The sequence below is a fragment of the Pseudomonas sp. 65/3-MNA-CIBAN-0223 genome, from assembly GCF_040310425.1.
GTDB classification, from domain to species: domain Bacteria; phylum Pseudomonadota; class Gammaproteobacteria; order Pseudomonadales; family Pseudomonadaceae; genus Aquipseudomonas; species Aquipseudomonas gregormendelii.
Window position 1 is genome coordinate 133,030 of record NZ_JBEOPV010000009.1, and the last position, 13,189, is coordinate 146,218.

Genomic DNA, 13,189 nt, shown 5'->3' on the forward strand with positions numbered 1-13,189 from the left:
ATGACGCCTTGAACGGCTGTGTTGATTCACGCGAATAACAAGATTCCATTAGCCACGCCCGCTGACACCGGGCCAACGAAGAACTTTGAACCATGGCCACTATCCACGTAGACGGCAAAGAGCTCGAAGTCGACGGGGCAGACAACCTGTTACAGGCATGTCTGTCGCTAGGCCTCGATATTCCGTATTTCTGCTGGCACCCCGCCCTAGGCAGCGTTGGCGCTTGCCGCCAGTGCGCGGTCAAGCAGTACACCGACGCCAACGATACCCGTGGTCGGATCGTCATGTCCTGCATGACGCCGGCCACCGACGGCAGCTGGATCTCCATCGAAGACGAAGAAGCGAAAGTGTTTCGCGCCAGCGTCGTCGAATGGCTGATGACCAACCACCCTCACGACTGCCCGGTCTGTGAGGAAGGCGGTCACTGCCACCTGCAAGACATGACGGTGATGACCGGCCACAATGAGCGCCGCTACCGCTTCACCAAGCGTACCCACCAGAACCAGCAACTGGGCCCGTTCATTTCCCACGAAATGAACCGCTGCATCGCTTGCTACCGCTGCGTGCGCTTCTATAAGGATTACGCCGGCGGCACCGACCTCGGCGTATTCGGCGCCCACGACAACGTGTACTTCGGTCGCGTTGAAGACGGCACCCTGGAAAGCGAGTTCTCCGGTAACCTCACCGAGGTCTGCCCGACCGGTGTGTTCACCGACAAGACTCACTCCGAGCGCTACAACCGCAAGTGGGACATGCAGTTCTCGCCGAGCATCTGCCATGGTTGCTCCAGCGGTTGCAACATCTCCCCGGGCGAGCGCTACGGTGAACTGCGTCGCATCGAAAACCGCTTCAACGGTTCGGTCAACCAGTACTTCCTGTGCGACCGTGGCCGTTTCGGCTATGGCTACGTCAACCGCGAAGACCGCCCGCGTCAGCCTTTGCTGGCCAATGGCGCCAAGCTGAGCCTCGACGAAGCGCTGGATAAAGCCGCTGACCTGCTGCGCGGTCGCAACATCGTCGGTATCGGTTCGCCCCGTGCCAGCCTCGAGAGCAACTACGCGTTGCGCGAACTGGTCGGCGCCGAGCACTTCTACTCCGGTATCGAAGCCGCCGAGCTGGAACGCATTCGCCTGGTCATGCAGGTGCTTAAAGACAGCCCGCTGCCGATCCCGAACATGCGCGACATCGAAGACCACGATGCGATCTTCGTCCTCGGTGAAGACCTGACCCAGACCGCTGCCCGTATGGCACTGTCCCTGCGTCAGTCAGTCAAGGGCAAGGCTGAAGACATGGCCGACGCCATGCGCGTCCAGCCCTGGCTCGACGCCGCCGTGAAGAACATCGGCCAGCACGCGCTGAACCCGCTGTTCATCGCCAGCCTGGCTGAAACCAAGCTCGACGATATCGCCGAAGAGTGCGTCCACGCCGCTCCAGACGATCTGGCGCGCATCGGTTTCGCCGTGGCTCATGCCCTCGACGCCAGCGCTCCAGCAGTTGAAGGCCTCGACACCGAAGCCCTCGAACTGGCCCAACGCATTGCCGACGCCCTGCTTGCGGCCAAGCGTCCACTGATCATCGCCGGCACCTCCCTGGGTTCCAAGGCACTGATCCAAGCTGCTGCCAACATCGCCAAAGCGCTGAAGCTGCGCGAAAAGAACGGTTCCATCAGCCTGATCGTGCCAGAGGCCAACAGCCTCGGCCTGGCCATGCTGGGTGGCAACTCGGTCGACGAAGCGCTGCAGGCCGTGATCGATGGCCAGGCCGACGCACTGGTCGTGCTGGAAAACGATCTGTACACCCGTACCGACAAGGCGCTGGTCGATGCTGCCCTGAACGCGGCGAAAGTGCTGATCGTCGCCGACCACCAGAAGACCGCCACCAGCGATCGTGCACACCTGGTGCTGCCCGCTGCCAGCTTTGCTGAAGGCGACGGCACCCTGGTCAGCCAGGAAGGCCGCGCCCAGCGCTTCTTCCAGGTGTTCGATCCGAAGTATATGGACGCGAGCATCCTGGTCCACGAAGGCTGGCGCTGGCTGCATGCCCTGCGTGCCACCCTGCTGAACCAGCCGATCGACTGGACCCAGCTGGACCACGTTACCGCTGCCGTTGCTGCGAGCACGCCGCAACTGAACCGTATCGTCGATGCCGCACCGTCCGCCGCGTTCCGCATCAAGGGCATGAAACTGGCTCGTGAACCGCTGCGTTACTCCGGTCGTACCGCCATGCGCGCCGACATCAGCGTGCACGAACCGCGTACGCCGCAAGACAACGACACCGCGTTCAACTTCTCGATGGAAGGATACTCGGGCTCGGTCGAACCGCGTCAGCAAGTGCCATTCGCCTGGTCCCCGGGCTGGAACTCGCCGCAAGCCTGGAACAAGTTCCAGGACGAAGTTGGTGGTCACATCCGCGCTGGCGACCCGGGCACCCGCCTGATCGAAAGCACCGGTGATGCGTTGAACTGGTTCGCCGCTGTACCGCGTGCATTCAACCCGGCTCCGGGTACCTGGCAGGTCGTGCCGTTCTTCCACCTGTTCGGCAGCGAAGAAAACTCTTCCAAGGCCGCGCCGGTTCAAGAGCGGATTCCGGCTGCTTATGTCGCTTTGGCCAAATCCGAAGCCGATCGCCTGGGTGTCAACGAGGGCGCCTTGCTCAGCTTGAACGTAGCCGGCCAGACCCTGCGTCTGCCACTGCGAATCAACGAAGAACTGGGTGCCGGTCTGGTTGCATTGCCAGCAGGTATAGCCGGGATCCCTCCGGCGATCTTCGGCAAATCCGTTGACGGTCTGCAGGAGGCAGCTCAATGACCTGGTTCACGCCTGAAGTGATTGACGTGATCATCGCGGTCCTCAAGGCCATCGTGATTCTGCTCGCCGTGGTGGTGTGCGGCGCGCTGCTGAGCTGGGTCGAGCGTCGTTTGCTCGCCCTCTGGCAGGACCGTTATGGTCCGAACCGCGTCGGCCCGTTCGGCGCGTTCCAGATCGCGGCCGACATGATCAAGATGTTCTTCAAGGAAGACTGGACTCCGCCGTTCGCCGACAAGATGATCTTCACCCTGGCACCGGTCGTGGCCATGAGCGCCCTGCTGATTGCCTTCGCGATCATCCCGATCACCCCGACCTGGGGCGTGGCGGACATCAACATCGGCATCCTGTTCTTCTTCGCCATGGCTGGCCTGTCGGTTTACGCGGTGTTGTTCGCCGGCTGGTCGAGTAACAACAAGTTCGCCCTGCTGGGCAGCTTGCGGGCCTCGGCGCAGACCGTGTCGTACGAAGTGTTCATGGGCCTGTCGCTAATGGGCATCGTGATCCAGGTCGGCTCGTTCAATATGCGCGACATCGTCGAATATCAAGCGCAGAACCTGTGGTTCATCATTCCGCAGATCTTCGGCTTCCTGACCTTCTTCATCGCCGGCGTCGCCGTGACTCACCGTCACCCGTTCGACCAGCCCGAAGCGGAGCAGGAACTGGCCGACGGTTACCACATTGAATACGCCGGCATGAAATGGGGCATGTTCTTCGTTGGCGAGTACATCGGCATCGTGTTGATTTCGGCGCTGCTGGTGACCTTGTTCTTCGGTGGCTGGCATGGCCCGTTCGGTATTCTGCCGCAGATCCCGTTCATCTGGTTCGCGCTGAAAACCGCGTTCTTCATCATGATCTTCATCCTGCTGCGCGCCTCGATTCCGCGCCCACGGTATGACCAAGTGATGGATTTCAGCTGGAAGTTCTGCCTGCCGCTGACCCTCGTCAACATGCTGGTGACCGCTGCGATCGTGTTGCTCAACACGCCCGCCGTCGCGGCTCAGTGAGGATAGAGAATCATGAAGTACATTTTTGACATCGTGCATGGCTTCTTCACCCAGCTTCGCAGCCTGGTGATGATCTTCGGCCATGCCTTCCGCAAGCGTGACACGCTGCAGTACCCGGAAGAGCAGGTGTACCTGCCGCCGCGCTACCGTGGCCGTATCGTCCTGACTCGTGACCCAGATGGCGAAGAGCGTTGCGTAGCCTGCAACCTGTGCGCCGTGGCGTGCCCGGTCGGTTGCATCTCGCTGCAGAAAGCTGAAACCGATGACGGTCGCTGGTACCCGGAGTTTTTCCGCATCAACTTCTCGCGCTGCATTTTCTGCGGCCTCTGCGAGGAAGCCTGCCCGACCACCGCGATCCAGCTGACACCGGATTTCGAGATGGCCGAGTTCAAACGTCAGGACCTGGTTTACGAGAAAGAAGATCTGCTGATCTCCGGCCCCGGCAAAAACCCTGATTACAACTTCTATCGTGTTGCAGGTATGGCCATTGCCGGTAAGCCCAAGGGCGCCGCGCAAAATGAAGCCGAACCGATCAACGTGAAGAGCTTGCTGCCTTAAGGAAGAAAGATGGAATTCGCTTTCTATTTCGCATCGGGTATCGCTGTGGTGTCCACGCTTCGCGTGATCACTCACACCAACCCCGTGCACGCCCTGCTCTACCTGATCATTTCGCTGATCGCCGTGGCCATGACGTTCTTCGCCCTCGGCGCACCGTTTGCCGGTGTCCTGGAAGTGATCGCCTACGCTGGCGCCATCATGGTGCTGTTCGTGTTCGTGGTGATGATGCTCAACCTTGGCCCGGCCTCGGTTCAGCAGGAGCGCGTCTGGCTCAAGCCTGGCATCTGGCTCGGCCCGACCATCCTCGGCGCCCTGCTGCTGGCTGAGCTGCTATATGTGCTGTTCGCCCACCAGAGCGGCCAGGCCATCGGCCACACCACCGTAGACGCCAAGGCCGTGGGCATCAGCCTGTTCGGTCCTTACCTGCTGGTGGTTGAACTCGCCTCGATGCTGCTGCTCGCTGCAGCCGTCACGGCGTTCCACTTGGGCCGTAACGAAGCCAAGGAGCAATGACGATGCCTGCTATCCCTTTGGAGCATGGTCTGGCGGTTGCCGGCATCCTGTTCTGCCTCGGTCTGGTCGGCCTGATGGTCCGCCGCAACATACTCTTCGTGCTGATGAGCCTGGAGGTCATGATGAATGCCTCCGCGTTGGCGTTCATCGTCGCCGGTAGCCGCTGGGGCCAGCCGGATGGACAGATCATGTTCATCCTGGTGATCAGCCTGGCAGCCGCCGAGGCAAGTATTGGCCTGGCGATTCTGTTGCAGCTGTATCGCCGCTTCCACACTCTCGATATCGACGCTGCCAGCGAGATGCGCGGATGAATCTTCTCTATCTGACTTTCGTATTCCCTCTCATCGGTTTCCTGCTGCTGTCGTTCTCCCGGGGACGCTTTTCGGAAAACCTTTCGGCGCTGATCGGCGTCGGCTCCATCGGCCTGTCTGCCATCGTCACGGCCTACGTGATCTGGCAATTCAACGTCGCCCCGCCGGAAGGCGGCCACTACACCCAGGTGTTGTGGCAGTGGATGGCGGTTGAAGGCTTCACGCCGAACTTCGCCCTGTACCTGGATGGCCTGTCCGTAACCATGCTCGGCGTGGTAGTGGGCGTCGGTTTCCTGATTCACCTGTTCGCCTCCTGGTACATGCGCGGTGAAGACGGTTACTCGCGCTTCTTCGCCTACACCAACCTGTTTATCGCCAGCATGCTGTTCCTGATCCTGGGCGATAACCTGTTGTTCCTGTACTTCGGCTGGGAAGGCGTGGGCCTGTGCTCGTACCTGTTGATCGGTTTCTACTACAGCAACCGCAACAACGGAAACGCGGCACTCAAGGCCTTTATCGTGACCCGCATCGGCGACGTGTTCATGGCCATCGGCCTGTTCATCCTGTTCGTGCAACTGGGCACTCTCAATGTCCAGGAGCTGCTGGTACTGGCACCGCAGAAGTTCCAGGTCGGTGATTTCTGGATCGTCCTGGCGACCCTGATGCTGCTGGGTGGCGCCGTGGGTAAATCCGCGCAACTGCCACTGCAAACCTGGCTGGCGGACGCGATGGCCGGTCCGACTCCGGTTTCGGCACTGATCCACGCCGCGACCATGGTCACCGCCGGTGTCTACCTGATTGCCCGTACCCACGGCCTGTTTGCACTGGCCCCGGACATCCTGCAACTGGTCGGCATCGTCGGCGGTGTGACCCTGGTGCTGGCCGGTTTTGCCGCACTGGTGCAAACCGACATCAAACGCATCCTCGCCTACTCGACCATGAGCCAGATCGGCTACATGTTCCTGGCGTTGGGCGTTGGTGCCTGGGATGGCGCGATCTTCCACCTGATGACCCACGCCTTCTTCAAGGCGCTGCTGTTCCTCGCTTCCGGTGCGGTGATTGTTGCCTGCCACCACGAGCAGAACATCTTCAAGATGGGCGGCCTGTGGAAAAAACTGCCACTGGCCTATGCCAGCTTCATCGTCGGCGGCGCGGCCTTGTCGGCCCTGCCACTGGTGACCGCAGGCTTCTACTCCAAGGACGAAATCCTCTGGGAAGCGTTTGCCAGCGGCAACCACGGTCTGCTGTATGCAGGTCTGGTCGGCGCGTTCATGACCTCGCTGTACACCTTCCGCCTGATCTTCATCGCGTTCCACGGTGAAGCGAAGACTGAAGCCCACGCCGGTCATGGCATCGCCCACTGGCTGCCCCTGTCGGTGTTGATCGTATTGTCCACCGCCATCGGCGCGATGATCGTTCCGCCACTGCACGGTGTGTTGCCGCAAAGCGTCGGCCATGCCGGCGGCGAAGCCAAGCACAGTCTGGAAATCGCCTCGGGCGCCATCGCCCTGGCCGGTATCCTGCTGGCCGCGCTGCTGTTCCTCGGCAAGCGTCGTTTCGTTACTGCAATCGCCAACAGCGGCATTGGCCGCTTCCTTTCGGCCTGGTGGTTCGCTGCCTGGGGCTTCGACTGGATCTACGACAAACTGTTCGTCAAGCCATACCTGGCGATCAGCCACGTGCTGCGCAAAGACCCGCTGGACCAGACCATCGGCCTGATCCCGCGTATGGCCAAGGGCGGTCACACCGCCTTGAGCCGTACCGAAACCGGTCAACTGCGTTGGTACGCGGCCTCGATGGCAGCCGGCTCCGTGCTGGTCATCGGCGCCATTGTGCTGGTAGCGGTCTGAATATGAACCTTGCGAACTTGCGAAAGGAATTGAGCCCGTCATGATTCTGCCTTGGCTAATCCTGATCCCCTTCATCGGCGGCCTGCTGTGCTGGATGGCTGAGCGCTTCGGCGCTACCCTCCCGCGCTGGATTGCGCTGATCACCATGTCCCTGTTGCTCGCTCTTGGCCTCTGGCTGTGGGCAACCGGCAACTATTCATTTGCCCCGGCGCCTGGCGCCGATCCAACCTGGGCGCTTGAGTTCAAGCACACCTGGATCCAGCGTTTCGGCATCAGCGTGCACCTGGCCCTCGACGGCCTGTCGCTGTTGATGATCCTGCTGACCGGCCTGCTGGGTATCCTCTCGGTACTGTGCTCGTGGAAAGAGATCCAGCGACACGTTGGCTTCTTCCACCTGAACCTGATGTGGATCCTGGGCGGTGTCGTCGGCGTGTTCCTCGCCCTCGACCTGTTCATGTTCTTCTTCTTCTGGGAAATGATGCTGGTGCCGATGTACTTCCTCATCGCGCTCTGGGGTCACAGTTCTTCGGACGGCAAGAAAACCCGGATCTACGCGGCGACCAAATTCTTCATCTTCACCCAGGCTTCCGGCCTGATCATGTTGGTGGCGATCCTCGGTCTGGTACTGGTCAACTTCAACAACACCGGCGTGATCACGTTCAACTACGCCGACCTGTTGAAAACCAAGATGTCGCTCACTACCGAGTACATCCTGATGCTGGGCTTCTTCATTGCCTTCGCGGTGAAGCTGCCAGTCGTGCCGTTCCACTCCTGGTTGCCTGATGCTCACGCCCAGGCGCCAACCGCAGGTTCGGTCGACCTGGCCGGTATCCTGTTGAAAACGGCCGCCTACGGCCTGCTGCGTTTCGCCTTGCCGCTGTTCCCGAATGCCTCGGCCGAGTTCGCGCCGATCGCCATGACCCTGGGTCTGATCGGGATTTTCTACGGCGCATTCCTGGCGTTCGCGCAAACCGACATCAAGCGTCTGATTGCCTTCTCGTCCGTTTCCCACATGGGCTTCGTGCTGATCGGCATCTATTCCGGCAGCCAGCTCGCGCTGCAGGGCGCAGTGATGCAGATGCTGGCGCACGGTGTCTCGGCAGCCGCGCTCTTTATCCTCAGCGGCCAGTTGTATGAGCGCACCCATACCCGCGACATGCGCCAGATGGGTGGCCTGTGGTCGAAGATCGCCTACCTGCCCGCCATCAGCCTGTTCTTTGCTGCCGCGTCCCTGGGCTTGCCGGGTACGGGTAACTTTGTGGGCGAGTTCCTGATCCTGCTCGGCACGTTCGCCAGCGCTCCATGGATCACATCGATTGCCACGACCGGCCTGGTGTTCGGTTCGGTGTACTCGCTGATCATGATTCACCGTGCCTACTTCGGCCCGTCCAAATCGGACGCGGTGCTGCATGGCATGGATGCTCGCGAACTGATCATGGTGCTGGGCCTTGCGGTACTGCTGATTTACCTCGGCGTATACCCGCAACCGTTCCTCGATACCTCTGCCGCCACGATGCATGGCGTGCAGCAATGGCTCAGTACCGCCTTCACTCAACTCGCTTCGGCCCGGTAAGAGCGCTATGGAATTCACTACTCAACACTTTATCGCGCTGGCGCCGCTGTTGATCACCACCATCACGATCATCGTGGTGATGCTGGCGATTGCCTGGCGCCGTAACCACTCGCAGACCTTCCTGATTTCCGTGGCAGGTCTGAACCTGGCGCTGCTGTCGATCCTGCCAGCCCTGAAAGTTGCGCCTCTGGCCGTGACCCCGTTGCTGCAGATTGATAGCTTCGCCTGCCTGTACATGGCGCTGATCCTGGTCGCCACCCTCGCTTGTGTAACCCTCGCCCACGCCTACCTCGGCGATGGGGGTTCGGGTTACCCGGGCAACCGTGAAGAACTTTACCTGCTGATCCTGATGTCCGCCCTGGGCGGCCTGGTGCTGGTCAGCGCGCAGCACTTGGCCGGCTTGTTCATCGGTCTGGAACTGCTGTCGGTGCCGGTCTACGGTCTGGTGGCGTATGCCTTCTTCAACAAGCGTTCGCTGGAAGCCGGCATCAAATACATGGTGCTGTCGGCCGCCGGTTCCGCATTCCTGTTGTTCGGCATGGCCCTGCTGTATGCCGATTCCGGCAGCCTGAGCTTCGTCGGTATTGGCCAGGCCCTCGCGGCCACCGGCCTGCCGAGCTCGCTGGCACAACTGGGCCTGGGCATGATGCTGGTCGGTCTGGCATTCAAGCTGTCGCTGGTACCGTTCCACCTCTGGACCCCGGACGTTTACGAAGGTGCTCCGGCACCGGTGGCCGCGTTCCTGGCCACCGCGTCGAAAGTCGCTGTGTTCGCCGTGATGGTGCGTCTGTTCCAGATCTCCCCAGCCGCAAGCAGCGGTGTGCTGAGTGACGTGCTGACCATTATCGCCATCGCGTCGATTTTGTTCGGTAACCTGCTGGCCCTGACCCAGAGCAATCTCAAGCGTCTGCTGGGTTACTCGTCCATCGCGCACTTCGGTTACCTGCTGATCGCCCTGGTGGCGAGCAAGGGCCTGGCCGTGGAAGCCATCGGCGTGTACCTGGTCACCTACGTCATCACCAGCCTCGGCGCCTTCGGCGTGATCACGCTGATGTCCTCGCCGTACAACGGCCGTGACGCCGATGCCCTGTACGAATACCGCGGCCTGTTCTGGCGCCGTCCGTACCTGACTGCGGTACTGACCGTGATGATGCTGTCCCTGGCCGGTATCCCGCTGACTGCGGGCTTCATCGGCAAGTTCTACATCATCGCCACCGGCGTCGAGTCGCATCAATGGTGGCTGGTCGGTTCCCTGGTACTGGGCAGCGCCATCGGCGTCTTCTACTACCTGCGCGTGATGGTCACCCTGTACCTGATCGAGCCGAACCTGCGTCGCCACGATGCGCAACTGCACTGGGAACAACGTGCAGGCGGCGTGATGCTGCTGGCCATCGCTGTGGTCGCCTTCTTCCTCGGCGTGTACCCACAGCCGTTGCTGACCCTGGTTCAGCAGGCGGTATTGGCGGGTTGATCGCTTGGCGGTAATCGGTAGAAAACAAAACGGCACCTTCGGGTGCCGTTTTTTGTGGCGAGGGGGCTTGCTCCCGCTGGGACGCGAAACGACCCCGCTGTTCAGCTGAGAAGCGGGGCCTGCTGCGCAGTCCAGCGGGAGCAAGCTCCCTCGCCACAATGGAATCAAAGGTTCTTCACCATCGGTACACACGCCAGTTGCAGCCCTGAAGGTGATTGGTAAATCGCACTCCCCTCCCCGACGTAACCGCAGCGCCGGTAAAAATCGGCAGCGTTCAACGTTGCGTCCAGACACACCTCTGCCAGCCCCAGTTCCCGCGCCAGATTTTCAAGAAAATACAGGACACGCTGACCCAACCCCCGCTGCATGAAATCAGGAAGAATAAAGATCGCACCGATTTCACGATGCTGCAGATCTAGCATCCCGGTCGCTACCGCTTCACCGTCCACGCACCCCAAATAGAAATGCTTTGCCATGAGTGTGTCGTAACCGTCCTCGGCCGAACCTCTCGTCCAATCGAGCATTTGCTGCTGGCTGTAGGCACCGATGCATTGATGCCGAATCGCTAGTCGCCGGATATCGAAGGCAATCTGGGCATCGTCCAGGGTCGCTCTTCGGATTTCGAACATTTCTCTCTCCATGCGCCATGTGCGGACGGGCAATGAAAAAGCCCCGTCCATTTCTGGCGGGGCTTTGGGTAGCCGTCAAATGACAAACACGCATGACCTTATGGCCCGCCGGAAGCGGTCATAGAGGAGCACATCATGTTCATTCGGTGTTGGGCAGTCATGTTCGGATAGTGCTGTGGATTGTTCCGACACGTCAATCGCGAAGTCTCTTGTTGCTCCACCGAAAGCCCTTGCAAGAAGGTCAGGTTCGTCCTACAGCCAGAATTGAGGCACTTCTCTATCCTCAGTAATTGCTGAAAAGATCAATCGAGGCACGGAGGAACAATCAAACGAGACATTTTTTCCGAACTACTGGACGGCTTGAAATCCTTGGCAGATGAGCGCGAAGGCAAAGTCAAACTACGGACCACCAAGCTTCATCTGGTAAAGGATTCCGATAAAAGCGAGGAAACAAACAATCCCACACACCGATTGAGTTCAAATCAAACGCACATGACGAAATTGTAATTCCCCCATCACCTTGGCGTTATCCGCAGCTTGCAACGATGTCACCCGGCGACCATGCCGGCGGCCCCTTGTCCGTCGAACAATAAAACCCACGCCGAAGCACGTTCCCGTTCTGCCGAACCCAAGGAGTGTTTGATGGTTAACAATACAAAAATGTCGATGGCCGCTTTAGCGGTGGTGGTCGGCTCCGGGCCGTCCATGGTGTTTGCAGAAGACAAGCCTGAGGGCTTTGTCCAAGGCAGCAGCCTGACGGTACTCAACCGCAACTTCTACTTCAATCGTGATCACCGCAACGGCCAGTCCAGCCCTTCCGGCAATGGTTATTCCGAAGCCTGGGCACATGCGGTAATCAGCAAGTTCGAATCCGGATTTACCCAAGGCACCGTCGGGGTCGGTGTTGATGCTTTTGCGATGATCGGCTTGAAACTCGACACCGGTGACGGGCGCAACGGTGGCCGCAGTTCCTTTGATGTGCTGCCGGTCAACAGTGACGGCGAGGCGCGGGACGAATACACCAAGGTCGGGGGCGCCGCGAAAGTGCGGGCGTTCGATACGGTGGTCAGGGTCGGTGATGTATTCCCGGCCAACCCGGTAGTGGCGGCGGGTGACTCTCGTTTGCTGCCAGAAAGCTTTCGCGGCGTGACGGTGACCAACACCAGCATTGAAGGTCTATCGGTTCAGGGCGGTCGACTGCACGCTATGAGCCAACCGGTGTCCAGCGATATGCGCGAGAATTTCGCGACCTTCTACGCCGGCCCGGTCAATTCGCCGTGGATCGCTTACGGCGGCGGCGACTATGTACTGAACAAAAACCTCAGTTTCAGCCTCTACTCCAGCCGTCTCAAAGACGCCTGGAATCAGTATTACGCCGGTACCGCCTGGACCTATCCGCTCTCCGATGACCTGTCGCTGTTCGGCGGCCTGAACTATTACAAGGCTGTCGATGAGGGCAAACAACTGCTCGGCGAGTTCGATAACAACATCTGGAGCGGCCGTGCCGGCGTGAAGTTCGGCGCCCACTCCGTCGCCCTCTCCCACCAGCGCAACAACGGTAATGACGACTTCGATTACCTGCGCCAGTCCGACTCGATCTTCCTCGACAACTCCATCCAGTACAGCGACTTCAACTCGCCGAAAGAACGTTCGTGGATGGTGCGTTATGACCTCGACATGACGACCTACGGTGTGCCCGGTCTGTCATTCATGACCCGATATGCGCGTGGTACTGATGCCGATTATTCCAACGCCAACGCGGTGTACATGCGCCGGGATGCCGAAGGTAATCCGCTGACGGATCAGAAGCGCTGGGAGCGCGATATCGAAGTCAAATACGTGGTGCAGAGTGGTTCGATGAAAGACCTGTCATTGCGCTTGCGCCAGGCCACTACTCGCGCCACGGCGTTTGAGTCCGATCTGGATGAAGTGCGGGTGATTGTCGAATACCCGTTGGCGATTCTCTGAGTTCACGAGCACAACACATTCACCTTTAGAAGCTCCTTGCTCCTTTGGTAAGAGGTGAATTTTTGGCGTCCTTCGGGCCGCCTTTTTTATGCCCGGTGTTTAGAATCACTTACCCCCTTATGCTGGAGCCCCACGCGGTCATTGAGGCCGAGCGCTTACCGGCGCACCTGAAAAAGTGGCTGGCGATGCCACGATGCCTTCTGCGAATGGCGAGACGTAGGGGGAAGTTGTATTGGCGTCCGCTGGAACGGTTGTTTCAGGCGGATTGGGCGTTGGCTTTTTCATAATGTTTTCACTCAGCTTGACGGTGCAGCTGACCCATTAGGTTCCTCGCGAAGGGGTAGCAGCTGTACGCAGGTTGGAACCCGGGCAATTGAGCAAAACCCGACAGACTCGAAGTCTCCCGCGCACAGCCGCCATAACGGAGTGCACACCATCAAGGTGCGCAAGAATACGTTATGAAAGATGCTTTTGCTGCCAGTTAAACCACGGGGTTCCAATCGCG

10 protein-coding genes and 1 pseudogene are annotated in these 13,189 nt (G+C 59.8%); 10 read left to right on the forward strand and 1 reads right to left on the reverse strand.

Annotated elements, in window-relative coordinates; all coding sequences use genetic code 11:
• Positions 1–92: 92 nt before the first annotated feature.
• The 8 genes from nuoG to nuoN are packed head-to-tail and all read left to right on the forward strand — an operon-like array spanning position 93 to position 10,087.
• A complete protein-coding gene (nuoG, locus tag AAEZ09_RS13210) occupies positions 93–2,807 on the forward strand; it encodes an NADH-quinone oxidoreductase subunit NuoG (RefSeq protein WP_350599708.1) in 2,715 nt (904 codons plus the stop codon).
• On the forward strand, positions 2,804–3,811 hold the full coding sequence (gene nuoH, locus AAEZ09_RS13215) for an NADH-quinone oxidoreductase subunit NuoH (RefSeq protein ID WP_028623953.1): 1,008 nt from the start codon (positions 2,804–2,806) through the stop codon (positions 3,809–3,811). The genes nuoG and nuoH overlap by 4 nt, the downstream gene beginning before the upstream one ends.
• Before the next feature lie 12 nt (positions 3,812–3,823).
• A complete protein-coding gene (nuoI, locus tag AAEZ09_RS13220; RefSeq protein WP_205892400.1) occupies positions 3,824–4,369 on the forward strand; it encodes an NADH-quinone oxidoreductase subunit NuoI in 546 nt (181 codons plus the stop codon).
• Positions 4,370–4,378: 9 nt separating this feature from the next.
• Positions 4,379–4,882 (forward strand): NADH-quinone oxidoreductase subunit J, encoded by a 504-nt coding sequence (gene nuoJ / locus AAEZ09_RS13225; RefSeq protein ID WP_045062310.1) that lies wholly within the window; start codon positions 4,379–4,381, stop codon positions 4,880–4,882.
• 2 nt (positions 4,883–4,884) lie between these two features.
• Positions 4,885–5,193, forward strand: a complete 309-nt coding sequence (gene nuoK, locus AAEZ09_RS13230; protein ID WP_007905077.1) for an NADH-quinone oxidoreductase subunit NuoK — start codon at positions 4,885–4,887, stop codon at positions 5,191–5,193.
• Positions 5,190–7,043 carry an NADH-quinone oxidoreductase subunit L gene (gene nuoL, locus AAEZ09_RS13235; RefSeq protein ID WP_045062313.1) on the forward strand — a complete coding sequence of 618 codons (1,854 nt, stop codon included), beginning with the start codon at positions 5,190–5,192 and terminating at the stop codon, positions 7,041–7,043. Before nuoK ends, nuoL begins: the two co-directional genes overlap by 4 nt.
• Positions 7,044–7,083: 40 nt before the next feature.
• On the forward strand, positions 7,084–8,616 hold the full coding sequence (nuoM, locus tag AAEZ09_RS13240; RefSeq protein WP_045062315.1) for an NADH-quinone oxidoreductase subunit M: 1,533 nt from the start codon (positions 7,084–7,086) through the stop codon (positions 8,614–8,616).
• A gap of 7 nt (positions 8,617–8,623) precedes the next feature.
• Positions 8,624–10,087: an NADH-quinone oxidoreductase subunit NuoN gene (gene nuoN / locus AAEZ09_RS13245; protein ID WP_045062317.1), complete on the forward strand. Its 1,464-nt coding sequence runs from the start codon at positions 8,624–8,626 to the stop codon at positions 10,085–10,087.
• 164 nt (positions 10,088–10,251) lie between these two features.
• Here nuoN and AAEZ09_RS13250 read toward each other — a convergent pair whose 3' ends face one another.
• Positions 10,252–10,716, reverse strand: coding sequence for a GNAT family N-acetyltransferase (locus AAEZ09_RS13250; RefSeq protein ID WP_122839256.1), 465 nt, complete (start codon positions 10,714–10,716; stop codon positions 10,252–10,254).
• Between the two features lie 324 nt (positions 10,717–11,040).
• Here AAEZ09_RS13250 and AAEZ09_RS13255 point away from each other — a divergent pair.
• Positions 11,041–11,145 (forward strand): annotated as a pseudogene (locus AAEZ09_RS13255) (transcriptional regulator); the annotation flags it as partial.
• A gap of 213 nt (positions 11,146–11,358) precedes the next feature.
• Positions 11,359–12,684 (forward strand): OprD family porin, encoded by a 1,326-nt coding sequence (locus tag AAEZ09_RS13260; protein ID WP_350599710.1) that lies wholly within the window; start codon positions 11,359–11,361, stop codon positions 12,682–12,684.
• The last annotated feature ends 505 nt before the right edge of the window (positions 12,685–13,189 follow it).

Bases quoted from the DNA above. Each gene is read 5' to 3' on its own strand.
- nuoI (WP_205892400.1), top strand. From the start codon at position 3,824: ATGAAGTACATTTTTGACATCGTGCATGGCTTCTTCACCCAGCTTCGC.
- nuoN (WP_045062317.1), top strand. From the start codon at position 8,624: ATGGAATTCACTACTCAACACTTTATCGCGCTGGCGCCGCTGTTGATC.
- nuoL (WP_045062313.1), top strand. From the start codon at position 5,190: ATGAATCTTCTCTATCTGACTTTCGTATTCCCTCTCATCGGTTTCCTG.
- nuoJ (WP_045062310.1), top strand. From the start codon at position 4,379: ATGGAATTCGCTTTCTATTTCGCATCGGGTATCGCTGTGGTGTCCACG.
- nuoK (WP_007905077.1), top strand. From the start codon at position 4,885: ATGCCTGCTATCCCTTTGGAGCATGGTCTGGCGGTTGCCGGCATCCTG.
- nuoH (WP_028623953.1), top strand. From the start codon at position 2,804: ATGACCTGGTTCACGCCTGAAGTGATTGACGTGATCATCGCGGTCCTC.
- AAEZ09_RS13260 (WP_350599710.1), top strand. From the start codon at position 11,359: ATGGTTAACAATACAAAAATGTCGATGGCCGCTTTAGCGGTGGTGGTC.
- nuoG (WP_350599708.1), top strand. From the start codon at position 93: ATGGCCACTATCCACGTAGACGGCAAAGAGCTCGAAGTCGACGGGGCA.
- nuoM (WP_045062315.1), top strand. From the start codon at position 7,084: ATGATTCTGCCTTGGCTAATCCTGATCCCCTTCATCGGCGGCCTGCTG.
- AAEZ09_RS13250 (WP_122839256.1), bottom strand. From the start codon at position 10,716: ATGTTCGAAATCCGAAGAGCGACCCTGGACGATGCCCAGATTGCCTTC.